This window comes from Flavobacterium tistrianum (genome assembly GCF_003254545.1).
GTDB lineage: Bacteria > Bacteroidota > Bacteroidia > Flavobacteriales > Flavobacteriaceae > Flavobacterium > Flavobacterium tistrianum.
The window spans coordinates 340,800-362,968 of record NZ_QJRH01000069.1 but is presented as its reverse complement, the minus strand read 5'-3'; the positions used below and the strand labels follow the sequence as shown (position 1 = coordinate 362,968).

General features: G+C 33.8%; 23 protein-coding genes. 6 read left to right on the top strand and 17 right to left on the bottom strand.

Annotation, left to right across the window (positions count from 1 at the left end; genetic code table 11):
• Positions 1 to 29 precede the first annotated feature (29 nt).
• Positions 30 to 1,208, top strand: a complete 1,179-nt coding sequence (locus tag DMB71_RS13600; protein WP_111366976.1) for an AIR synthase related protein — start codon at positions 30 to 32, stop codon at positions 1,206 to 1,208.
• Between the two features lie 153 nt (positions 1,209 to 1,361).
• Entirely contained in the window at positions 1,362 to 1,718 is a 357-nt protein-coding gene (locus tag DMB71_RS13595; protein WP_111366937.1) for a hypothetical protein, read from the top strand.
• A gap of 82 nt (positions 1,719 to 1,800) precedes the next feature.
• On the opposite strand, the gene DMB71_RS13590 is transcribed toward DMB71_RS13595, so the two are convergent.
• On the bottom strand, positions 1,801 to 2,424 hold the full coding sequence (locus DMB71_RS13590) for a M949_RS01915 family surface polysaccharide biosynthesis protein (RefSeq protein ID WP_111366936.1): 624 nt from the start codon (positions 2,422 to 2,424) through the stop codon (positions 1,801 to 1,803).
• A gap of 136 nt (positions 2,425 to 2,560) precedes the next feature.
• Between DMB71_RS13590 and DMB71_RS13585 the strand changes: the two genes are divergently transcribed.
• Positions 2,561 to 4,888, top strand: coding sequence for a GH92 family glycosyl hydrolase (locus tag DMB71_RS13585; RefSeq protein ID WP_111366934.1), 2,328 nt, complete (start codon positions 2,561 to 2,563; stop codon positions 4,886 to 4,888).
• Positions 4,889 to 5,076: 188 nt separating this feature from the next.
• On the top strand, positions 5,077 to 5,520 hold the full coding sequence (locus DMB71_RS13580) for a hypothetical protein (protein WP_111366933.1): 444 nt from the start codon (positions 5,077 to 5,079) through the stop codon (positions 5,518 to 5,520).
• Between the two features lie 102 nt (positions 5,521 to 5,622).
• Here the strand turns inward: DMB71_RS13580 and DMB71_RS13575 are convergent, their stop codons facing one another.
• The 15 genes from DMB71_RS13575 to DMB71_RS13505 all read right to left on the bottom strand — a co-directional run bounded on the left by DMB71_RS13575 (position 5,623) and on the right by DMB71_RS13505 (position 18,682).
• Positions 5,623 to 7,479 carry a M61 family metallopeptidase gene (locus DMB71_RS13575; RefSeq protein WP_111366931.1) on the bottom strand — a complete coding sequence of 619 codons (1,857 nt, stop codon included), beginning with the start codon at positions 7,477 to 7,479 and terminating at the stop codon, positions 5,623 to 5,625.
• 110 nt (positions 7,480 to 7,589) lie between these two features.
• A complete protein-coding gene (locus tag DMB71_RS13570) occupies positions 7,590 to 7,868 on the bottom strand; it encodes a DUF2805 domain-containing protein (RefSeq protein ID WP_008462445.1) in 279 nt (92 codons plus the stop codon).
• Between the two features lie 121 nt (positions 7,869 to 7,989).
• Positions 7,990 to 8,817, bottom strand: a complete 828-nt coding sequence (locus tag DMB71_RS13565; protein ID WP_111366930.1) for a sterol desaturase family protein — start codon at positions 8,815 to 8,817, stop codon at positions 7,990 to 7,992.
• 125 nt (positions 8,818 to 8,942) lie between these two features.
• The gene (locus DMB71_RS13560; RefSeq protein WP_111366928.1) at positions 8,943 to 9,182 is read right to left on the bottom strand and encodes a GlsB/YeaQ/YmgE family stress response membrane protein; all 240 of its coding nucleotides are present in this window, start codon (positions 9,180 to 9,182) and stop codon (positions 8,943 to 8,945) included.
• Positions 9,183 to 9,222: 40 nt separating this feature from the next.
• A complete protein-coding gene (gene aqpZ / locus DMB71_RS13555) occupies positions 9,223 to 9,930 on the bottom strand; it encodes an aquaporin Z (RefSeq protein WP_111366926.1) in 708 nt (235 codons plus the stop codon).
• Positions 9,931 to 9,955: 25 nt separating this feature from the next.
• On the bottom strand, positions 9,956 to 10,312 hold the full coding sequence (locus DMB71_RS13550) for a DoxX family protein (protein WP_111366925.1): 357 nt from the start codon (positions 10,310 to 10,312) through the stop codon (positions 9,956 to 9,958).
• A gap of 87 nt (positions 10,313 to 10,399) precedes the next feature.
• Positions 10,400 to 11,302: an EamA family transporter gene (locus DMB71_RS13545; protein ID WP_111366923.1), complete on the bottom strand. Its 903-nt coding sequence runs from the start codon at positions 11,300 to 11,302 to the stop codon at positions 10,400 to 10,402.
• Positions 11,303 to 11,526: 224 nt separating this feature from the next.
• Positions 11,527 to 12,657 carry a peptidylprolyl isomerase gene (locus tag DMB71_RS13540; RefSeq protein ID WP_111366921.1) on the bottom strand — a complete coding sequence of 377 codons (1,131 nt, stop codon included), beginning with the start codon at positions 12,655 to 12,657 and terminating at the stop codon, positions 11,527 to 11,529.
• Between the two features lie 30 nt (positions 12,658 to 12,687).
• Positions 12,688 to 13,764 (bottom strand): peptidylprolyl isomerase, encoded by a 1,077-nt coding sequence (locus DMB71_RS13535; protein WP_111366920.1) that lies wholly within the window; start codon positions 13,762 to 13,764, stop codon positions 12,688 to 12,690.
• A gap of 15 nt (positions 13,765 to 13,779) precedes the next feature.
• On the bottom strand, positions 13,780 to 14,436 hold the full coding sequence (gldI, locus tag DMB71_RS13530) for a gliding motility-associated peptidyl-prolyl isomerase GldI (protein WP_111366918.1): 657 nt from the start codon (positions 14,434 to 14,436) through the stop codon (positions 13,780 to 13,782).
• Positions 14,437 to 14,444: 8 nt separating this feature from the next.
• The gene (locus tag DMB71_RS13525; RefSeq protein ID WP_111366917.1) at positions 14,445 to 15,449 is read right to left on the bottom strand and encodes a DHH family phosphoesterase; all 1,005 of its coding nucleotides are present in this window, start codon (positions 15,447 to 15,449) and stop codon (positions 14,445 to 14,447) included.
• 132 nt (positions 15,450 to 15,581) lie between these two features.
• A complete protein-coding gene (locus DMB71_RS13520) occupies positions 15,582 to 16,826 on the bottom strand; it encodes a voltage-gated chloride channel family protein (protein WP_111366916.1) in 1,245 nt (414 codons plus the stop codon).
• Between the two features lie 101 nt (positions 16,827 to 16,927).
• Positions 16,928 to 17,308, bottom strand: coding sequence for a RidA family protein (locus DMB71_RS13515; protein WP_111366914.1), 381 nt, complete (start codon positions 17,306 to 17,308; stop codon positions 16,928 to 16,930).
• A gap of 145 nt (positions 17,309 to 17,453) precedes the next feature.
• Positions 17,454 to 17,759: a chaperone modulator CbpM gene (locus DMB71_RS13510; RefSeq protein WP_111366913.1), complete on the bottom strand. Its 306-nt coding sequence runs from the start codon at positions 17,757 to 17,759 to the stop codon at positions 17,454 to 17,456.
• Positions 17,756 to 18,682, bottom strand: coding sequence for a DnaJ C-terminal domain-containing protein (locus tag DMB71_RS13505; protein WP_111366911.1), 927 nt, complete (start codon positions 18,680 to 18,682; stop codon positions 17,756 to 17,758). The genes DMB71_RS13510 and DMB71_RS13505 overlap by 4 nt, the downstream gene beginning before the upstream one ends.
• 295 nt (positions 18,683 to 18,977) lie before the next feature.
• On the opposite strand from DMB71_RS13505, the gene DMB71_RS13500 reads away from it, so the two are divergent.
• The gene (locus DMB71_RS13500) at positions 18,978 to 19,691 is read left to right on the top strand and encodes a hypothetical protein (protein WP_111366910.1); all 714 of its coding nucleotides are present in this window, start codon (positions 18,978 to 18,980) and stop codon (positions 19,689 to 19,691) included.
• Between the two features lie 152 nt (positions 19,692 to 19,843).
• Here DMB71_RS13500 and DMB71_RS13495 read toward each other — a convergent pair whose 3' ends face one another.
• Positions 19,844 to 20,371 carry a hypothetical protein gene (locus DMB71_RS13495; RefSeq protein WP_111366908.1) on the bottom strand — a complete coding sequence of 176 codons (528 nt, stop codon included), beginning with the start codon at positions 20,369 to 20,371 and terminating at the stop codon, positions 19,844 to 19,846.
• A gap of 224 nt (positions 20,372 to 20,595) precedes the next feature.
• Between DMB71_RS13495 and guaA the strand changes: the two genes are divergently transcribed.
• Positions 20,596 to 22,125 carry a glutamine-hydrolyzing GMP synthase gene (gene guaA, locus DMB71_RS13490; protein WP_111366907.1) on the top strand — a complete coding sequence of 510 codons (1,530 nt, stop codon included), beginning with the start codon at positions 20,596 to 20,598 and terminating at the stop codon, positions 22,123 to 22,125.
• The last annotated feature ends 44 nt before the right edge of the window (positions 22,126 to 22,169 follow it).

Sequence of the window (22,169 nt, the reverse complement as noted above, 5' to 3'; positions counted from 1 at the left end):
TTGCTGCACATCAACACAAACTAATTTTCATGAGTTCAGATTCTAGCAAAAGATATGCACAAAGAGGTGTTTCGGCATCAAAAGAAGACGTACATAACGCTATAAAAAATATTGACAAAGGTTTATTTCCGCAGGCATTCTGTAAAATCGTTCCTGATTATCTAACGCAGGATGATGAGCACTGCCTTATTATGCATGCTGACGGAGCAGGTACAAAGTCATCTTTGGCCTATATGTATTGGAAAGAAACTGGAGATCTTTCGGTTTGGAAAGGAATCGCTCAAGATGCCTTAATCATGAATATTGATGATTTATTATGTGTTGGAGCAACAGATAATATCTTACTTTCTTCAACTATCGGAAGAAATAAAAACCTTATTCCAGCCGAAGTTATTTCTGCAATCATCAACGGAACAGAAGAATTAATCAATGAATTAAAATCATTCGGAGTTACCATTCATTCAACAGGAGGAGAAACTGCCGATGTTGGTGATGTTGTTCGTACTATTATTGTAGATTCTACTGTAACAGCTAGAATGAAGCGTTCTGATGTTGTAGATAATGCAAACATTCAAGCGGGAGACGTAATTGTTGGTTTGGCTTCTTTCGGTCAAGCAACTTATGAAAAAGGTTATAACGGCGGAATGGGAAGTAACGGATTAACTTCTGCGCGTCACGACGTTTTCGGAAAATATTTAGCTAAAAAATACCCAGAAAGTTATGATGCAGCGGTTCCAGAAGAATTAATTTACTCAGGACAAATAAATTTAACTGACGAAGTTGAAAACAGTCCGATAAATGCCGGTCAATTAGTGCTTTCTCCAACAAGAACTTACGCACCAATTATCAAGAAAATTTTAGACAAATATACTCCAGAAGATATTCACGGAATGGTACACTGCAGTGGTGGTGCACAAACTAAAATTTTACATTTCGTAAAAGATTTACATGTTATAAAAGACAATTTATTTCCGGTTCCACCATTGTTCAAGTTAATTCAAGAACAATCAAAAACAGATTGGAAAGAAATGTATCAGGTTTTCAACTGTGGTCACAGAATGGAGCTTTACGTTCCAGAAAATATCGCTCAAGATATCATTGAAATTTCGAAATCATTCAATGTTGATGCACAAATCGTAGGTCGAGTAGAAGCATCAGATTCTAAAAAGCTGACTATTACTAGTGAATACGGAACATTCAACTATTAAAAAAATAACCATATAAGTGAAATAAGTTCATTTTAAGTTAGATTGTCAGGCTGAGCGAAGTCGAAGCACTGTTTTGATTTGACAGCTTTCTATTCTAATCAGAAAGAATTTATATTTTCTTATATCACTTATATGGTTTAAAAATATTTAATTATGTACGAATTACTTTTTTGGAAATATCTAGACGAAATCTACCTGAACAATCAGGAAGTTTATGAAGCGCTACTTGAAAAAGAAGAAGTAGAAGGTTTAGCTGTTCTTCAAGTTGAAGTAATCATAAATAGAATTAATTCTGTTTTTTCCGAATGGGAAAGGGTAGATGAAAACAGCTGGAAAAATCCAAAAGGAAAAGGTGCATTTCAAGTGATTACAACACCTCAAAGTGTAAAAATTGACTGCTACGGAACAGAAGGAAAAAACATGAATAAACTAGTTGATATCATGGAAGAATTCAAATGTCCGCTTTACGATCCGCAAGTTCCAGAACGTTACGATGAAATGAGCGAGTAAAAAATAATTGTAAATTGTTAATTGTAAATGGTGAATTATGAACAGCCATCAATCATTTACAATTAACAATTAACAATTAAATCTATCCATTTTTCAAAAGCACATCCTGCTCTTTTCTCATTTTTTCAGTCAATTGATTGATATGCGTTTTTATCTTCTGCGGAAGCGTATTCCAACTTTGATCTTTTTCAAAACTTCTGCAATTATCAAAATCGCATTCAACTGCACGAATAACATATTTTTTGTTTTTATAAATCGTAATAATTTTTACGCGTCTTATATAACCATCTTCGTTGCGAGTTCCATAAACAATAACAGGTTCAATATAACCGTCGTCATCAATATCTTTTGTACTGCAATATTTTGTCCAGAACCAAATGTTTGTTTCTTTTGGGAGAGTATCTTCAAGCAAATCATTAATTTTCCATTGATTTAAAAATCCGCCATGATCATTAATCACACAAACTGCTTGTATTTTGGTATTTAATGTATCTTTCTTAGAAATTGTTTTCTGATTTTCGCCCAAAACCAATTCATAAACACCGCCTTTATCGCTAAATTCAAATGCTCTGTAGATAGGAAAATCAGTTAGATTTTCGAGTTCGCGCTCTGCAATTTCCTGTTTGGTTAATTTATGGCTTTCAATTTTTTGAGAAAAAATAAATGAAGAAGAGAAAGAAAGTAGAATTAAAATATATTTTTTCATGTTTTGGATTCGCTTTTAGTATACCAAAGATATTTAAACCTTTTGAGTCCTGCTAAATTTATGTTTTTTAAAAATAGATTTTATTGTACTTTTCTACATTCAAATGACAACAAAGATTTAAAAGAAAAACTATAATATGATCAAAATAAAACACAGTAATTTTCTTCTTGCATTAATATTGCTTTCGGTTGTTAATGTAATGGCGCAAAAAAGAATTCAAAATAAAAACCTTATTCAGTACGTTGATCCAATGATTGGAACGGCAAAAATGGGGCACACCTATCCAGGAGCAACAGTTCCTTTTGGAAGCGTGCAATTAAGTCCCGAAACCGATACAATCGCTTATAGTTTAAATGGAAAATATAATGGCGAAGTTTATAAATACTGTGCAGGATATCAATATGAAGATAAAACCATTGTAGGTTTCAGCCATACCCATTTTAGTGGAACTGGACATTCAGATTTGGGCGATTTCTTAATTATGCCAACAACAGGAAAATTGCAATTAAATCCTGGTGTGGAATCAAAACCGTTATCAGGGTATAGATCGGCATTTTCGCATTCGACAGAAAGAGCTGAACCAGCCTATTATAGCGTTTTTCTGGAAGATCATAAAATAAAAGCAGAATTGACAGCCACAACTCGCGTTGGAATGCATCAGTACACTTTTCCAAAGTCTGATGAAGCGCATATCATTTTGGACTTGACTTCTGGCATTTATAATTATGATAAAAAGAATGTTTGGACTTTTGTTCGTGTAGAAAATGATACTTTGATAACAGGATACCGCCAAACAAATGGCTGGGCGAGAACTAGAACAGTTTATTTTGCGATGTCTTTCAGCAAACCAATTAAAAGTTACGGACAAGCGGCTCAAGAAAAAAGTGTTTACAGAGGTTTCTGGGGAAGATTTGATCAAACGAAAAACTTTCCAGAAATGGCAGGACAAAACTTAAAATTGTTTTTTGATTTTGATACGAATGAAGGAGAGAAAATCAAAATTAAAATGGCATTATCGCCTGTGAGTTCTGCTGGAGCATTAGAAAACATGAAAAAAGAAACTCCTGATTGGAATTTTGAAAAAGTGAAAAAGCAAAGTCAGGAAGTTTGGAATAGAGAATTGAATAAAATTCAGGTTGAAACCATTCAAAAAGAAGATTTAGTAAACTTTTATACCGGAATGTATCATGCTTTTTTAGGTCCAACTGAATACATGGATTTAGACGGAAATTATAAAGGTTTGGATATGAATGTTCATAAAGCCGAAAATTTTACCAATTATACCAGTTATTCGCTTTGGGATACGTATCGTGCTTTGCATCCATTATTTAATATTGTACAGCCAAAAAGAAACGCTGATATGGTGAGTTCGATGCTGGCGCATTCAGATCAGAGTGTTCATAAAATGCTTCCGATCTGGTCGCATTATGCAAACGAAAACTGGTGTATGATTGGATATCATTCTGTTTCGGTTGTGGCAGATGCAATTGTAAAAGGCAATATTAGTTTTGATGCCGAGAAAGCGCTTCAAGCTTGTGTGAATACTGCAAAAGTTCCATACTACGATGGATTGGAGTTTTATGTGAATAAAGGATACGTGCCAGAAGACAAAAGCGGTGCTTCGGTTTCTAAAACCTTAGAATATGCTTATGATGACTGGGCAATCGCGCAAGCTGCAAAGAAATTGGGTAAAACGGAAATTTATAATGAATTCATTGAAAGGTCGAAAAATTATAAAAATGTTTACGATGAGAAAACAGGTTTTATGCGTCCAAAATTGAATGACGGAACATTTAAGAAAGAATTTGATCCATTAGATACTCACGGACAAGGTTTTATTGAAGGAAACTCTTGGAATTACAGTCTGTATGTTCCGCAAGATCCTGCCAATATGATTCAATTGATGGGAGGAAATGAGAAATTTAAAGTTCGTTTAGATTCGTTATTCAACATGCACTTGCCAGATAAGTATTTTGAAAATACAGAAGATATAACAAGAGACGGAATTATCGGGAATTATGTTCACGGAAATGAACCTTCGCATCATGTTGTGTACTTATACAATTGGACAGATTCTCCGTGGAAAGCGCAGGATAAAATTAGAATGATCTTGAAAAAAATGTACCGAAATGGCGCTGACGGTTTAGGAGGAAATGATGATTTCGGACAAATGAGTGCTTGGTATATTTTCAGCAGTTTAGGATTTTATCCAGTTGCTCCAGGTTCTGATGAATATGCATTAGGAAGTCCGCTGATGAAAAATGCTGTTTTGAATTTAGAAAACGGAAAAACTTTTGAAGTAGAAACCATAAATCAATCAGATAAAAATGTATTTGTTTCAAAAGTACTTTTGAATGGAAAAGAACTTTCTAGACCTTTCTTGAAACATGAAGATGTTATGAATGGCGGGAAAATTACGTTTTATATGAGCAGTAAACCGAATAAAAGAGTTATTAAGAGATAGGTGCTGAGATTCTAAGGTTCTAAGGTGCTAAGTTTTTTGACTTTTTTGGATCTAAATCTAGATATAAACCTAACAGGTTTTAAAAACCTGTTAGGTTTCATTAGAATAATAATTAGTATAATTCGTGAATTCGTGGCAAATAACAAAAAACTTCACGAAATTTGCACTTCAAATAAAGACAAGTATATATGAAAATTAATCTAAAATCGGGAATTGACAAGTTGCTTTTCGGAATGAAGCAGAATGACGTAACAGCTGCTTTAGGAAAACCTGATAAAAATTATAAAGACGAAGATGACAACGTAATTTTTGTTTACAATGCTCATAAAATGAGATTAACTTTTTATCAAGAAGAAGATCTCAAATTAGGATATATTGTAGCATCAAGTAATGACTTAGAAGTTTTCGGATTCAAATTAATCGGAAGAAAAATTGCTGATGTAAAGAAAGATTTCGCTGCAAAAGGAATCAATAAATACAACCAGGAAACTTTTGATACTTTCGAAAATTACTTCAACGAAGACAATTGGTTTATCCTTCAAACAGAATTTGATGAGGTGGTGAAGTTTGAAATTGGAGCGATCATCAACAGTAAAGACGAGTTTGACTGGAAATTTCCTGTGAAGAAATAGCATACCGAAAACTTTGTCAAAGTTTTAAACTTTGACAAAGTTCCTAAAAGACATAAAAAAACCGACAATCACTTGTCGGTTTTTTTATATCGTAAAAAGAAATTAACCTTTTAACCATGCATTTTTAAGTTTCTCTTTTGAAGCATCAGTTGCTTTAAAAGTTTCAGCCTCTTCAAATGGCAATTTTACAGTTCCTTTAATGGTTTCTTCTTTTCCGCCACGTTTTATTTTCAAAGTAATTGGATCGTTATCTTTCCAGTTTTCACTTTCAGTAACCAAATCATAAATGTTGTCCAAATTGTATGATTTATTGTTTACTGCTAAGATTTTATCGCCACCTTTTAAATTCAAGTTTTTGTAGAAATCAACAGATTCTGAATCCGGACGAACAGCGATTTCTTTTGTCGCCTTATCAACCGTAATGTATGGAGTTTGCCCTTTAATAAACGGATTTCCTGTTTTTTTCTCCATTGCTTTTGTAACACCAACTTTAGCTAAATAGAAATCGTAAGGGATTGGAGTAGTTCCAGCCACATATTTGTTTAAAAAGTCTCCAACTTCAGGATAAGTCAGCGAAGTGATTTTAGCAAATAATTCATCATCATTAAACGGTTTTTCAACACCATACTCATCAGATAATTTATGCATTAGATCCAAAATACCTCTTTCGCCATTGCTTTTTTCTCTAATTATGATATCGATACACATACCAATTAAAGCTCCTTTTTGGTATACATTTAAGTATTGGTCTTTGTAAGGCTGTTCTAATACATTTTTACTCATTACAGTAAATGACATTGTATCATTTAAGCCTTTAGCTTGCTGAATTTTATCGGCAATACGAGTGTAGAATTCTGCTTCGTTAATCAAACCTTGGTTGATTTGGAAAAGATTAGCGAAATATTCTGTAACACCTTCGTACATCCATAAATGCTCAGACATTTGCGGTGCATTGTAGTCAAAATACTGAATTTCTTTTGAGTGTATAGTCAATGGAGTAACAATGTGGAAGAACTCGTGAGAAACCACATCTTTCATAGATTCTACCAATTTTTCTTTTGGCATAGATTCCGGTAGAACTACAGTTGTAGCAGTTGGGTGCTCTAAAGCTCCAAAACCGTGAGCATCATCTTTTGCCATACTTGATAAGTACAATAAGACAGTATATTTTTTAGTAGAGTTTACTTTTCCTAAAAAGTTTTTCTGTGCTGTCATCATCGTTTTCATCTCTGGAGTAATGCTTTCAGCAGTATATTTTCCAGTAGGAGAGTACACAGCAATTAAGATATCCATTCCGTTTACATTAAAAGTAGTGTAATCAGGTTTAGAATACATAATTGGGTTTTCTACCAAAATAGCATAACGAGAAGTTGTAAACACGTCAGAAGTATTGCTTGCATCTTGATCTGTCATAGAAGTTGCTCCCCAAAGTGTTTCAGGATGTGTGATAGTAACTTTGTAAGGAACGTCTAATTTATCTTTAAAATACCCTACAAATCCATGAGTATTAACCATGAAGTTTTTTCCTGCGTCGATGTTTGTTCCTGCTGGAGAAAATACATCATCATTTCCAAATCCAGTTCCTTTTTCTGTGTCAAAACTATCGTTTACCAAATAAGTGATTTTTTTCAACGTTTTTGCGTTTGAAATAGACCAAGAATTATCGTCTAATCTTTTTACCGTAAGCGGATTTCCTTTAGCATCAAATGCTCTAAAATCTTCAGAGAATTTTCCGTAGTTATCTGTTGAATAAGTACCAGGAACGGTTTTCGGAATACTATAAACAACTTCATCTGTTTTAAAGGCTGGCGGTGTAACTGTTACCAAAACTTTATCATCTTTAACATCAGTTAAATTGATATTAACTTCAACAATATTGCTTTTTGCGGTTCCAGTGCTCCCTGTTTTACAGCTCCAAAAAGTGACCGCTAGAGCTAAGGTGTAAAGTATTTTTTTCATTTCTATATGTTTAGTTAATTGTATTTGACACAAAAATTACCAAAAAGTTACTAAAAAATCACATTAAATTTAAAGATAAAAAAAAACTCCTGAAAAACAGGAGCTCTATGTTAGTCTAATTTATTCTTGATATAATATTTTCCGTCCAAATCTTCATCAAAATCATCTATTTTAACTGGTTTTGGTTTTGGCTTATTTGCAATTGCCTTCTTTTTCCACATCTCAAATTTTTCAAGAGGCATTTTCTTTTTCATAATGTCCAGGACTTCTTTTTCTGCCAATCCAAACTCTTTTTTTATAATTTCAAATGGATTTCTTTCTTCTAAAGCTAACGAAACAAGTCTTTCGGTTTGTTCCGGAGTTAATTCTTTGCGGCTACTCTTTTTCATCTCGTGAAAATTAATTCAAAATAGGGTGTTAATTATTAATAGATTGATTTTCAATTCTAGTATCAATATTAAAAAAAAAAATAATAAGTTGTTTCAGTAAAGTGCACTTTTTTTAGAGAATTTAGCTGTTTTTAAAGGATCTTGATTTTTGAAATGGAATTTTTAGCAGATTCTTCAATTCATTATTTTCTTCAGGCAGCATATGAGTGTCTACACCATATACAAGCTGATCTTTGGGCAAATAGGTAAATGTTCCAAAAAGTCTGTCCCATACAGAAAAAATATTACCATAATTACTATCTGTATACGGCAATACATAATGGTGATGCACTTTATGCATATTGGGAGAAACAATAAAATAGCTTAAGAAAGCATCCAGTTTTTCAGGAAGCGAAATATTGGCATGATTAAATTGTGAAGCAACGACTGATAATGATTGATAGAGAAAAACCATCCACATGGGAGATCCAACAACTAAAACGCCTAAAGTGGTAAAAACAAAACGCACTACGCTTTCTCCAGGATGATGCCTGTTTGCGGTTGTAGTATCGATCCAAGTATCGGTATGATGCACCAAATGAAACTGCCATAGGATTTTTACTTTATGTTCTACTAAATGGGCTAAATAAGCTCCAATTAAATCCAAAAGCAATAATCCAATTATAGTATAAAGCCAGATGGGCATTTGAGGAAGCCATTGCAGAATTCCAAAATTATTTTCTATTGTCCAAGCGGCGGTTTTTATTAAAATAAACGCTAGAATAAAATTGACTACAATTGTTGTGAAGGTAAAAAAGAAGTTTATCCCAGCGTGGGGCCATTTTTTATATTGCATTTTAAACAAAGGAAAACTGCTTTCAATAAGCCAAAAAATGGTAATACCGCCAACTAGAATAAGGCTTCTATGTGACGACGGAATCGTACTGAAGTAAGAAATGATTTCGTTCATAATACATACATATTTGAGTTGAAATAAAATTTTCTTGTCGATTTTATCCAAACAAAAAGAGAAAATCAAATATAAATATATCAGATTTTCTCTTTCAAATTAAATTATATACTAATAATTGCGTATTATTTTTTGATGAGGCTGATTATAAATAACAAAACCCAAGCACCACCTACGGCAATCAGAATCTGCCATAGAAGCCCGCCGCCTCCAATACCAAGTTTTCCAGCGATCCATCCTCCGATAAATCCTCCGATGATTCCAACAACGATATTGCCAATTAAACCAAATCCAGCACCTTTCCAGATTTGACCAGCTAGCCATCCAGAAATGGCTCCTATAAGTAAGAAATATAAAAATTCCATATTTTATTTTTTTTTTGATGATGCGACTTCTTTTCTCTTTTTATGCTTCAGCATGATTTTGAAGCAGTGTCTTATAAAGGAATCCAGCTGCTAATGCACCAAGAATAGGGGCAACCCAAAACAGCCAAACCTGAGATAACGGCTCTCCACCAACAAAAATAGCTTGAGATAATGATCTCGCAGGGTTTACAGAAGTATTTGTAATTGGAATACTGATTAAATGTATTAATGTCAGAGCCAAACCAATTGCAATCCCAGCAAATCTACCATTTGCAAATTTATCAGTAGCTCCTAAAATCACTAATAAGAAGAATAAAGTAAGCACAAATTCTGCAATAAAAGCAGACTGTAACGAATAACCATCAGGAGAAAAAGCTCCAAAACCATTAGATGCAAAGGCACCGGCTTTTGTATTGTCTATTGCAAAGCCCGCTTTTCCAGAGGCTATTGTGTATAAAGTTCCTGCCGCTGCAGCAGCTCCAATACATTGTGCAATGATGTACGGAATAAGATCTTTGCCAGAAAATCTTCCGCCAGCCCATAAGCCAAAAGAAACCGCTGGATTAAAATGTCCGCCAGAAATATGGCCAACCGCGTATGCCATGGTAAGTACCGTTAAACCAAAAGCCAAAGCAACACCCGCAAACCCGATTCCTAAATCTGGAATTCCAGCAGCAAAAATAGCGCTTCCGCATCCGCCAAAAACAAGCCAATAAGTCCCGAAAAACTCTGCAAATAATTTTTTCATAATAAAATAATTTAATGGTTAATGTTTAGAATGTATATTGGTAAGCCCAATAAATTAAAACAAATTGTAAGGGCAAACGTACAAATAAAATCCATATTGGTAAACCAAAACCTGCTTTTTTATTTTGAAACATGTACAAATTGGCAGGGAAAATAATAATCAATAGCATTATAATTCCCCAGGCAGCAAAATGTGATGAAAAAGGCAGGAGCAGAAAGATGCCTAGAATGATTTCGGCGGCACCACTTAAAATATTTATTAATTTGGGGTTTTTAAATGCGGGCGGAATGATTTTTATGTACATTCCTGGATTTCTAAAATGATTTATCCCAGCAAGAATATATAAGCAAGCCATTAAATATAAATGCCAAGGTAGAATCATGATATTTAATTGTTTATCACGAATTTATAAAAAATTTAACAATTATTGCATTACAGATCCTCTTTTTTTGAAACTATGTATTTTGAGTTATTTTTTGGACTTGAAATTTACATTCATAATAATGATGGCAAGAATAATCAATACGATGCCAACCCATTGAGAAAAGATTACTTTTTCGTTTAATAAAACATACGCCATCATTACAGAAACTGGCAATTCAAGCGCAGAAACAATACTTCCCAGACCAATTCCAGTTAAAGGAAAACCAGCAGTCATTAAAAGCGGTGGAATAATAGTACCGAATAATGACAAGACAATTCCCCATTTCAAGAAGATTTCTAAATTAAAAGCAGTTTCCTGAGTTGCAAATGCAAAAGAAAATACAATAACAGCACCTCCCAAAAGCATATAAAGACTTCTTTGTGCGGATGAAATTTCTGTTGCAACACTATTTGCGGTAAACATCGTAGTTGTAAAAGAAGCGGCAGCTAACATTCCCCAAACTAAACCTCTCCAATCTAATTGGATATCATTATTGATGATATTGGTAGCCAAAACAGTTCCGAAAAGCACTATAACTACTGCAATTACCTTTTGTTTTGAAGGCAGTTTTTTTTCTAAAATCATTTCGAGCAAAACACCCATCCAAACGGTTTGCATCAATAAAACAATTCCGATAGAAACGGGAATATATTTTACAGCCAAATAGTAAAATAAACTTGTCATTCCTAATGAAGTTCCTGCAAGCATTAAACTGAAAATATTTTTACGAGATGCTTTTACGGCAGGTTTGTTTTTGTTTTTAATTCGCTGAAAAAGATTGATCAGAAGAATTCCTAGAATTCCGTAAATAAATTGAGAGGTTGTGACTTCTGCAGTTGTGTATCCTTCAGAATAAGCCATTTTTACAAAAGTGGCCAACATTCCGTAAGTGGTTGCTCCCAAAGCAACAAGAAAAACACCTTTTAATACATTATTTTGCGACGTCATAAATTATCTGTTTTTAAAAAATTAAGCCGGCAAAGGTAAGCTATTTTATTCAGGATTTTATCGTACTATGTTGAAAATAGTAATTAAATGGCAACAAAATCGATTTTTAAAGTCTTGAATTTAGAATTCTTTAAAAAGTGAAAATGCTAAAAAATAGAAAAGCCATCAAAAATAATTCTGATGGCTCTTTTTATGTTTTAAAGAATAAATGTTCTCTTTTCTAATTATTTAGGCTGATTTTGATATGTCTCAATTTCAAAAATCAGAGTTGCATTTGGGGGAATTACTCCACCAGCCCCTTTTTCTCCATAAGCTAAATTTGAAGGCAAGAAGAAAGTTGCTTTTTCTCCGTCTGTCATCATATCAAGAGCCTCAAGGAAACCAGGAATCATACCGTCTTTTTTACCAACTGTAAAAGGAAAAGCTTTGTAACCGCCTTGAGCGTCTCTGTTTGCATCATATTTTCCATATGTTTTTGCTACCTGAGCCATGCTACTGTCAAATAAGGTTCCATCTTCGAAATATCCTGCATAGTGAAAGTAGATTGTAGAGCCTTCAGCGCCTTTAACGCCAGTTCCTTTTTTAGTGATTACATATTTTAAACCTGTAGAAGTTGCAGTAGCTTTTGCTTTCATGTCTTTGAAATAAGCGGCTTTTGTAGCCACTATTTTTTTAGCTTCTTCTTTTTGCAATTCTCCTTTTTTCATTTCATCGCTAAAAATTTTTACTGCATCAAATTTCTTGGCAGCTGCTCCTTTGCGTGTAATGGTAATTTTATTAATAATATCATCCTGAACAATTTTATTTACATTGTCCATACCTGAAACTACATGTCCAAAAATCGTGTGTTTTCCGTTCAGCCAAGGAGTATCTTTGTGCGTAATGAAAAATTGGCTTCCGTTTGTTGCAGGACCAGAATTTGCCATAGCTAAAACTCCTCCTTTTTCAAATTTTAATTCTCCAACAAATTCATCTTTAAAAGAATATCCAGGATCTCCAGCTCCAGTTCCTTGCGGATCTCCACCTTGAATCATAAAATCATTAATAACTCTATGAAATTTTAAACCATCGTAAAATGGCTTCCCTTTTAAACGTTCTACTTTTACATAAGGATTTTTACCTTCTGCCAAAGTGATAAAGTTAGCAACTGTCACAGGCGCTTTTACATATTCTAAAGAAACCACGATATCTCCTTTTGCAGTAGAGATTGTAGCAAAAATTCCATCGTCTGGATTCGCTGCAGTAGTTGCCACTTTGCTTGCGGGTTTTGCTGTTGGTTTTGCAGCAGGCTTTTTGGTTTGAGCCTGAATATTTACTATTGCTAAGCAGAATAAAAATAGAAATTTTAATTTCATTGCTTTTTAATTTTTAAGTCTATAATTCGATTACTGTTTGTCTGAAATCTGAATTTCGAAAATGATATTAGCATTTGGCGGAATTACACCTCCTGCACCAGTTGCTCCATAAGCTAAATGAGATGGGATGAAAAGAACCGCTTTGTCTCCATAAGATAATTGCTCAACTCCTTCAATAAAACCAGGAATTAAACCATCTTTTTTACCAGCTTGAAATTGAATTGGCTGGTAGCCCCCTTGTGCTGCTCTCGCAGGATCATATTTTCCGAATTGTTTTGCCACTTCTTCAATACTAGCGTCAAATAAAGTTCCGTCTTCAAGGAAACCAGCGTAATGAATGTAAATTGGATTTCCAGCAACAGGTTTTTTACCGTTTCCTTTTTCTGTAATAACATATTGTAAACCGCTAGCGGTTTTAGTTGCTTTTGCTTTTAAAGCAGCGTAAGATTCTACTTTTTCTTTCTGAACACCAGCGTATTTGCTTTGTTCTTTTGCAATGTCAGCAAAGTAATCATGAAATACTTTTACAGCATCAAATTTTTTAGCCGCTTCACCATTTCTGATAATTGTTACAGAAACGATATTGTCACCTTGAATTACTTTGTTTACTACTTCCTGATCTTTTGCATCTACAACATGACCAAAAATAGTATGCTTTCCGTCTAACCAAGGAGTTTCAACATGTGTGATGAAAAATTGGCTGCTGTTTGTACCAGGACCATTATTAGCCATTGCTAGAACACCAGCTTTGTCAAATTTTAAATCTGAAAATTCATCTTTAAATTTATATCCTGTATCTCCAGAACCTGTTCCTAATGGATCACCACTCTGAATCATAAAACTTTCAATAACTCTGTGGAATTTTAAACCATCAAAAAAAGGCTTGTTTTTAAGGTTTTCATGTGTTACAAACTCGTTTTTACCTTCAGCTAAAGTCACGAAGTTAGCCACAGTTATTGGTGCTTTTTTGTAATCAAGTTCTACAATAATGTGACCTTTGTTTGTTTCGATGTCAGCATATAAACCATCTGGCAGATTGCTGTGATCGTCTTTACAAGAATAAAATGAGCTTACGGCTATTAGTAATAATAAAATACTCTTTTTCATTTTAAGATATTGTTTTTATTGAGTTAATGTGTCTTTTTTGGCTTGCACGGCAGGTTTTGCAACGGCAGGTTTTGGTGTTAAGGTTTGAGTAGACTGTGTAGCAGGTTTTGCTGTTTGAGCCGTTGGATCTGGAACAAAATTTCTAAGTGTAACCGTAACGATTAAAGATTCGTTTGGACCAATTTTTTTGTTATCCCCATGGTAACCGTATGCCATATGAGATGGAAATAAAAACGTGACCGTTTCATTTTTATGCATTCTTTTAATTCCGTCTCGTAAACCCATCATAATGTCTTGTTTGTCTACATAATAGGTTTGCGGACCAAGATCAGAATCAGAGTAAATAGTATTGCCTTTAATATCTTTTATTTCCATATTAAAATAGGCAATATCTCCCTTTCTTGGTGCTGCAGTTTCTGCCGCATTCTTTTCCTCATAGCAAAACCAATACCCTTTTGGAGTGGCAAAATATTTTACTTTCGGATTGCTTTTGATTATTTTTTTAATGACGCTTTCTTCATTTGCCACTAACTTTTTATTTCGGTCAGCCGATTTCTTCATGAATGTTCCCGAAGCTCTAGAAATAGGTCTTCTGGCTTCTTCATGATGCTTACAGCTGCTTAACAAAACAGTAAAAAGCAAAGTGTAAATGCTAAGTTTTAGGTAATTCATGATTTGGATTATAATTTTAGTTTTTTGACTAAATCTTCAAATTTATTTACTGTTTCTTCCATAGATGCTTCAGATCTTCCGCCTGCTGCATTGACATGCCCACCTCCGTTAAAATGGTCTCTTGCAAACTGATTAACATCAAATCCTCCTTGAGAACGGAAAGAAATTTTAATTATTTTCTCTTCTCTATTTTCAATAAATATAGCTGTAAAAACAATTCCGCGAATGCTTAATCCGTAGTTTACAATTCCTTCAGTATCACCTTTTACATAGTTAAACGAATCAAGTTCTTCTTGTGTAAGAGTCATGTAAGAGGTTTTGTGTTCCTCAAAAATCTTCATGTTTTGAAGTGCACGGCCTAGTAACTGCAAACGACTAAAAGAGCTATTATCGTATAGTAAGACCGGAATTTGAGTGTTTTCGACTCCTAAATCGATCAATTCGGCAATAATTCTGTGCGTATTTCCAGTAGTTCCTGGAAAACGGAAAGAACCAGAATCGGTCAAAATTCCAGTATAAATGCAGGTTGCAATGGTTTTATTAATATCTTCTTTTTTGTTTAAAAAGGCAATAAAATTATAAACCATCTCGCACGTAGATCCGTATGAAGTGTCTGAATATGTATAAGCTGCATAATCATGAGGTTTTTCATGATGATCGATCATGATAAAAGGAGCCGTAAGTTTTGCAAGCGTATGCTCCATTTCGCCTGTACGATGAAAAGCATTAAAATCTAGCGTAAAAATAAGCTCAGCTTCTTCTAATATTTTAATACAGTTTTGAGTGTCTTTTTCATAGATTTTCACTGTTTCTGAACCTGGAAGCCAAGCTAAAAAATCAGGAAAATCATTTGGAGAAATAACAGTTGGCTGATGATTATTTTTGAGTAAAAAATGGTACAAAGCTAGAGTAGAACCCATGGCATCACCATCTGGTCCTCTGTGCGGAATTATTGCAATTTTCTTTGGCGTAGCAAGCAATAATTGAATTGCTTGAATATCTCGTATTTTCATAGTGTGCGAATTTACATTTTTTTAATGTAATGCTGAAAATAATTTTAGTATTCAAGTGGCAGTGGTCAGTGGTCAGTTTTCTTAGGGGCCAGTCTCAATTGCAGTTTTCAGTAAAGTTTGTAGTTTGGAATTTTAAAAATTGGAATTTAACCTTTGGTATAGTTTGTATTTCGCACCTTTTACAATCTGAGATTTATAAATTCCGATAGAACCAGAAGAAAAATAAGCAATTGTGCAGGCGATTGCGATGAAGATTCCAGGAGCAATTCCGAATAATTCCATTCCCATTACTGTGCAGGCAATAGGAGTGTGGGTTGCGCCAGAGAAAACAGCAACAAATCCGATTCCTGCTAAAAGAGCAATTGGCATCGGAATTACGGTTGATAAAGCACTTCCTAAAGTCGCTCCAACAAAAAATAGCGGGGTTACTTCTCCGCCTTTAAAACCAGCTCCAAGTGTAAATCCTGTAAATAAGATTTTAAGAAGAAAGTCATACCATTGATTTGGATTTAAAAAGGAATCAACAATAACAGGAACGCCTAGTCCTGAAAATTTTGTAAAACCTAAGCCAGCAATGGCTACGGCTAAAACCGCACCGCCAATTACAGGACGAAGCGGCGGATATTTAATGTTTTTAGAAAAAAGAGAACCCCAAAAATGAGTGCTTCTAGAAAATAATAGCGCAGCAAATCCTGATAAAACCCCAACAATAAGAGTGAAAATGATATTGTTTAAACTAAGTTCTGGAACAGTTGGAATGCTGTAATGTGTATGTTTTATTTCCCAAAATTCTACAGTAAAATAAGCTGCATAAGCCACTAGAAAAGAAAGCAGAATACTTTTAAAATTGATTTTACTGAAATATAAAACTTCCAAAGCGAAAATTGCGCCAGCTAAAGGCGTCCCAAAAACAGAAGCAAAACCAGCGCTGATTCCGAGAATGATTAAAATTCTGCGTTCTGAATTATCAAGATTGAAAAACTTGGTAAATTGATCGGCAATTGCGCCTCCCATTTGTACCGCAGTTCCTTCTCGTCCTGCAGATCCTCCAAATAAATGAGTCAAAAGCGTTCCTAAAAGAACTAAAGGTGCCATTTTAAAAGGAATGACTTTCTTCGGACTTTCATATTCTTCGAGCAAAAGATTATTTCCTTTTGTAACCGATTCTCCCCAATAGTAATAACTTAATCCAACCAAAAATCCGCCGAAAGGCAAAAGCCAGATAATCCAGTCATGCTGAATTCTAAATTGAGTAACCCATTCTAAAGAAACTAAAAAGAAAGCAGATGCAGAACCTGAAAATATACCAACTAAAGCACAGATAAGAATCCATTTAGGAAGTGAAAGCAGGAATTGTTTTGGATTTTGAGTAGTCATTTAAGATTTGAGTGACTTTTTTTGCCACGAATTCACAAATTTAAAGAATTGGATTCTTTTTGATAAAAAAATAATTCGTGAATTCGTGGCGAAAAAAAATATTATACTACAGCAGTAAATTCGATTTCTACCAAATATTCTGGAGCTACCAATTTACTAATTCCGTAAAATCCTGTTGTTGGTTTTACATCTTTAAAGAAAGCAGAGTGTGCTCTGGCCACTTCTTCGAAAGTAGAAACGTCTGTTGTGAAAATTCTTGTTCTAATAACATCTTTCATTCCCACATTTAAATCTTCTAAAACTTTTTCAACACGTTCCAAAATATTATACGTTTGAGCATAAGCGTCATCAGCTTTTACTTTATCGCCGTCAACAATGGCTACAGTTCCAGAAACTTCAACAATATTGCCAATTCTTACGGCACGGCAATATCCCATTTTGTCTTCCCACGGAGATCCAGTCAAGATGTTTTCTCTTTTCATTTTTTATAATTTTTGCGAATTTGTCAGTACGGTTTTAAAAGCAAATTCAGGTTAATTAAAGCTGCCGCAATTTAAGAATTATGCTTCTGACTGCGATTAAAAAAAGCTTGAAATCAATTCAGAAATCAAGCTTTTTTGTGATATTTTATTCAGTTTCTCTTTCTTCGTAAAGACGGAGCTTATTTTGGACTGTATTCAAATTTTGCTGCAAGGTTTCAATCTTATTCAAAAGATTTGCAATAGCATCAATCCCTTCCAGATTTATTTTGAGATCGTAGTGCATTCGTATCATTTTTTCTATTGTTGGAAGCTGTTCAGGTTCCAGATATTCATCATTTTCTTCCGTTATAATATGAATGAGACCGTAATTATGAAGTTCAGTTATAAAAGTGTTTTCAATTTCGTGGTAAATACAAAACTGTTTGATCTGGATTAAATTTTTATTTTTCATGACTTTCTTAGTTTTGCTAATTCTTCAAATAACTCTTTTTCTTTATCCGACAGTTTTGTTGGAAGTTTTATAGTGTATGTAATGTATAAATCGCCAAACTGATTCTCTTTTTTGTAAACAGGGAAGCCTTTCCCTTTCAACTTCACTTTTGTTCCCGGCTGAGTTTCTGCAGGCACTTTTATTTTTACCTTTCCGTCAAAAGTATTGATATAAGTTTCTCCGCCTAAAATTGCAGTGTACAAATCAATTGGAGCATCAGCATATAAATTATTGCCTTCACGTTTAAAATCTGAATTATTAGAAATTATAAACGTAATGTACAAATCTCCGTTTGGTCCACCATTTACACCGGGTCCACCATGATTTGGAATTTTAATAATCTGTCCGTTTTCAACACCTGCAGGAATTGTAATTCGGATATTTTTTCCGTTTACGGTTAAGTTTTGTTTATGTGTTGTGTAAGCGGCTTTAAGATCTAATTCTAATTCCGCATTAAAATCCTGTCCTCTATATTTAGCTTGCGATCTGCTTCTGCCTGCGCTTTGGCCATACATCGAATTGAAAAAATCCGAAAAATCGCTTCCTGAAAAATCTCCTCCTCCAAAACCAGAAAAATCGCCTTCAGAATATTGATAACCGCCTTGCTGTCTGCTTTGCTGCTGATTAGGGTCATAACCTGCTTTTTCAAATTCGTCAGCATGTTTCCAGTCTTTTCCGTATTTATCGTATTTTTTTCGATTTTCTGGATTGCTTAAAACTTCGTTGGCTTCATTTATTTCTTTGAATTTTTTTTCGGCTTCTTTATCATTCGGATTCAAATCGGGATGATATTTTCTCGCCAGTTTTCGATATGCTTTTTTGATGTCTGCTTCAGTAGCCGATTTTGTAACATCTAATACTTTGTAATAATCGATATAATCCATTTTGCTGAGATTTTATAAATGGTAAATAAAGTATTGAAGTTAAGAATAAGTTGTTAATAATCAAAATGCTGAGTGTTTTTATAAAGTGATTTTTTGGAATTTGGAATTTTCAGATTTGAAATTTATTTTTTACAAAGTAAAAAATCTTGGCAGGTTTTTTGCTTCCAAAAATTAGCTTAATTATATGTTATAAAACTCCTAAAGTTGTAGCAAGTAAGTAAATTATACTATTTTTGTGAAGCTGGACTTTTGATTTATATTAATTATAAAAGGCGATTCGATAATACTTTTTTCAATGAAGCACATTTTATTTTTCATATTATTTTTTACTGCACTGTCTGTATCAGCCCAAATTGAGTCTAGTACAAAATTCAAAACTATTCCAGGCGGAAAGTTTACTGCAAAACCTAAAAAGACTCCAGTTCCTGAGACAAAAGATCCACTGGCAGATTTTAATGATATGCCAGCAATTAAAACTCCAAATGTTTTTGAAAATACAACTATAACTCCAAAATCAAAATTTCAGATTGGAGAAGAGAAAAGCAAATTTACCATGTCTACAGAAACCGATTTTGCCAATCCGGGCGATCGATATGTGGCAAAAATGGAAAAGGATTTAGATAAATCTTTAAAGGATGCTGGTTTGCGAGAAGGTCGCGGTGTTTTGGTAAAGAGAAACATTTCGCTTGGAGATTTTAAAACTAAATCGGAATACTTTATTGTCAAATTCCGTGATTTTGGGGCAATTGATGGAGATTTAGTAAAAGTATCTTCAAATGATTATGTCATTAGAGATCGAATTTTATTGGATTCCAATTTCCAGCAAGTAAAAATCAATCTTGCGCCAGGCTTTAATAAATTAGATTTTGAAGCTTTAAATATAGGTTCACTAGGAGGAAATACAGCAGAAATACAAGTTTACGACGATAAAGGAAATCTTGTGACAAATGATTATTGGGATAATTTAGCCGCAGGATTTAAAGCTTCTATTGTTGTAACGAAAGAGTGATTTTTTAAAGGTGCTAAGATACTAAGATTCTAAGTTTTTATATAAAAGCAAACAAAAAGGGAGGTTCTAAAATAGAACCTCCCTTTTTGTTATATCAAAAACCTGAAAAGCCTCAGAATCTTAGTATCTTAGAAGCTTAGAATCTTAGCACCTTAAAAAGGATCCGCCGTCACCTTAAACTTCATATCTGCTTTTACCGTCACATCTTTTGTTAAAGTTTCTTTTATGGTCACTTTAGTTCTTATTTTGTAGCTATCTGCTTTAATGTATTGATCTAGTTTTTGATCGGTACAAATCAAATCGATTGTATTGCTAGATACGTTAATATTATCAGCATAAGCCAATTCGATTTCATCAGAATTTGTTGTTGAAATATATAAATGAACCGATTTTAAAAACGTAAATGTTTTATCTGAAGGATCTGTAATAGATAATTTCAATGATTTGATTTTAACATCTTTTACCAAGCTAGCTTTTGTTTTATTGTTTTCAAATTCAGCCGAAGAATTGGTTGTAACTTCTGGTGTAAAAATTTCCGAAGGCAAATTAATTGGTGAAGTGCTTTTGATTGTAATCGAAGTATTATTCGAAATAGTAAATGTCAATAAATCATCGACAGTATTACAAGAGGAGAAAAATGCAGACATAAAAAAAGTCAGCGCAATAATTTTTGATTTCATAGTTAAATTTAATTGGGTTTTTGTTAAATACGATTTTTTGAGTTGTTTGGATTTTTTTTTCTTTTAAGGGACTAAGTTTCTAAGGAGCTAAGATGCTAAGTTTTTTTTAGATTTTGAAACATAAAATCTCAGAATCTTAGAATCTTAGAACCTTAGCATCTTTTGATTTAAAAAAAAATCAAAAATCAATTTTTGAATTTCGAATATAAAAAGTACTTTTGCGCATGCAACACAACGTACTTATTTTAGATTTCGGGTCGCAATATACTCAGCTTATTGCGCGTAGAGTTCGCGAATTAAATATATTCTGCGAAATTTTTCCTTACAATCACATTCCAAGTGATTTATCAAGTTATAAAGCCGTAATTTTAGGAGGAAGCCCTTTCTCTGTTAGAGGAGAAGATGCACCGCATCCTGATTTATCGCAAATTAGAGGTAAAATGCCTTTGCTTGCTGTTTGTTACGGAGCACAATATTTAGCACACTTTAGTGGTGGAGAAGTTGCTGCTTCAAACACAAGAGAATACGGAAGAGCTAACTTGTCTTATATTAAAGAAGGCGAAACTTTCTTTGAAGGAGTTTCAGAAAACAGCCAAGTTTGGATGAGCCATAGCGATAGTATCAAAGCGCTTCCAACAAACGCTGTAAAACTGGCAAGCACGCATGATGTAGAATACGCAGCTTACAAAATTGAAGGTGAAACTACTTATGCAATTCAGTACCATCCAGAAGTTTACCATTCAACAGATGGAAAAAAAATGTTGGAGAACTTCTTAGTGAAAATTGCTGAAGTTCCTCAAAACTTTACTCCAAATGCTTTCGTTGACGAAATGGTAGCAGAATTAAAAGAAAAACTAGGTGATGATAAAGTGGTTCTTGGTTTATCTGGAGGAGTAGATTCTACAGTAGCAGCAGTTTTATTAAACAAAGCAATTGGACAAAATTTATATTGCATTTTCGTTAACAACGGACTTTTACGTAAAAACGAATTCCAAAATGTATTAGATCAATACAAAGGAATGGGATTAAACGTAAAAGGTGTAGATGCTGGAGATCGTTTCTTAGGTGAATTAGCCGGAATTAGTGATCCTGAAACAAAACGTAAAACAATTGGTCGTGTATTTATCGAAGTTTTTGATGATGAATCGCACTTATTAGAAGACGTAAAATGGTTGGCACAAGGAACAATTTACCCAGACGTAATTGAATCAGTTTCGGTAAAAGGACCATCTGCAACTATTAAATCGCACCACAACGTTGGTGGATTGCCAGATTATATGAAATTAAAAATTGTAGAACCGCTTAGAATGCTTTTCAAAGATGAAGTGAGAAGAGTAGGAGCTACATTAGGAATAGATCCTGAATTATTAGGAAGACACCCTTTCCCAGGACCAGGATTATCAATTAGAATTTTAGGAGATATTACTCCAGAGAAAGTAAGAATTTTACAAGATGTAGATTCTGTATTTATCGAAGGATTAAAATCTTGGGGATTATACGATAAAGTTTGGCAGGCTGGAGCAATTTTGCTTCCTGTAAACTCTGTTGGAGTTATGGGTGATGAGCGTACTTACGAAAAAGTAGTAGCGCTTAGAGCTGTAGAATCAACAGATGGTATGACGGCTGACTGGGTTCACTTACCTTACGATTTCTTGATGAAAGTGTCTAATGACATCATCAATAAAGTAAAAGGCGTGAATCGTGTAGTTTACGATATTAGTTCAAAACCACCAGCAACAATTGAGTGGGAATAGTAGCATAATTTAAAATTAAGGTCTTACATTTGTAAGGCCTTAAT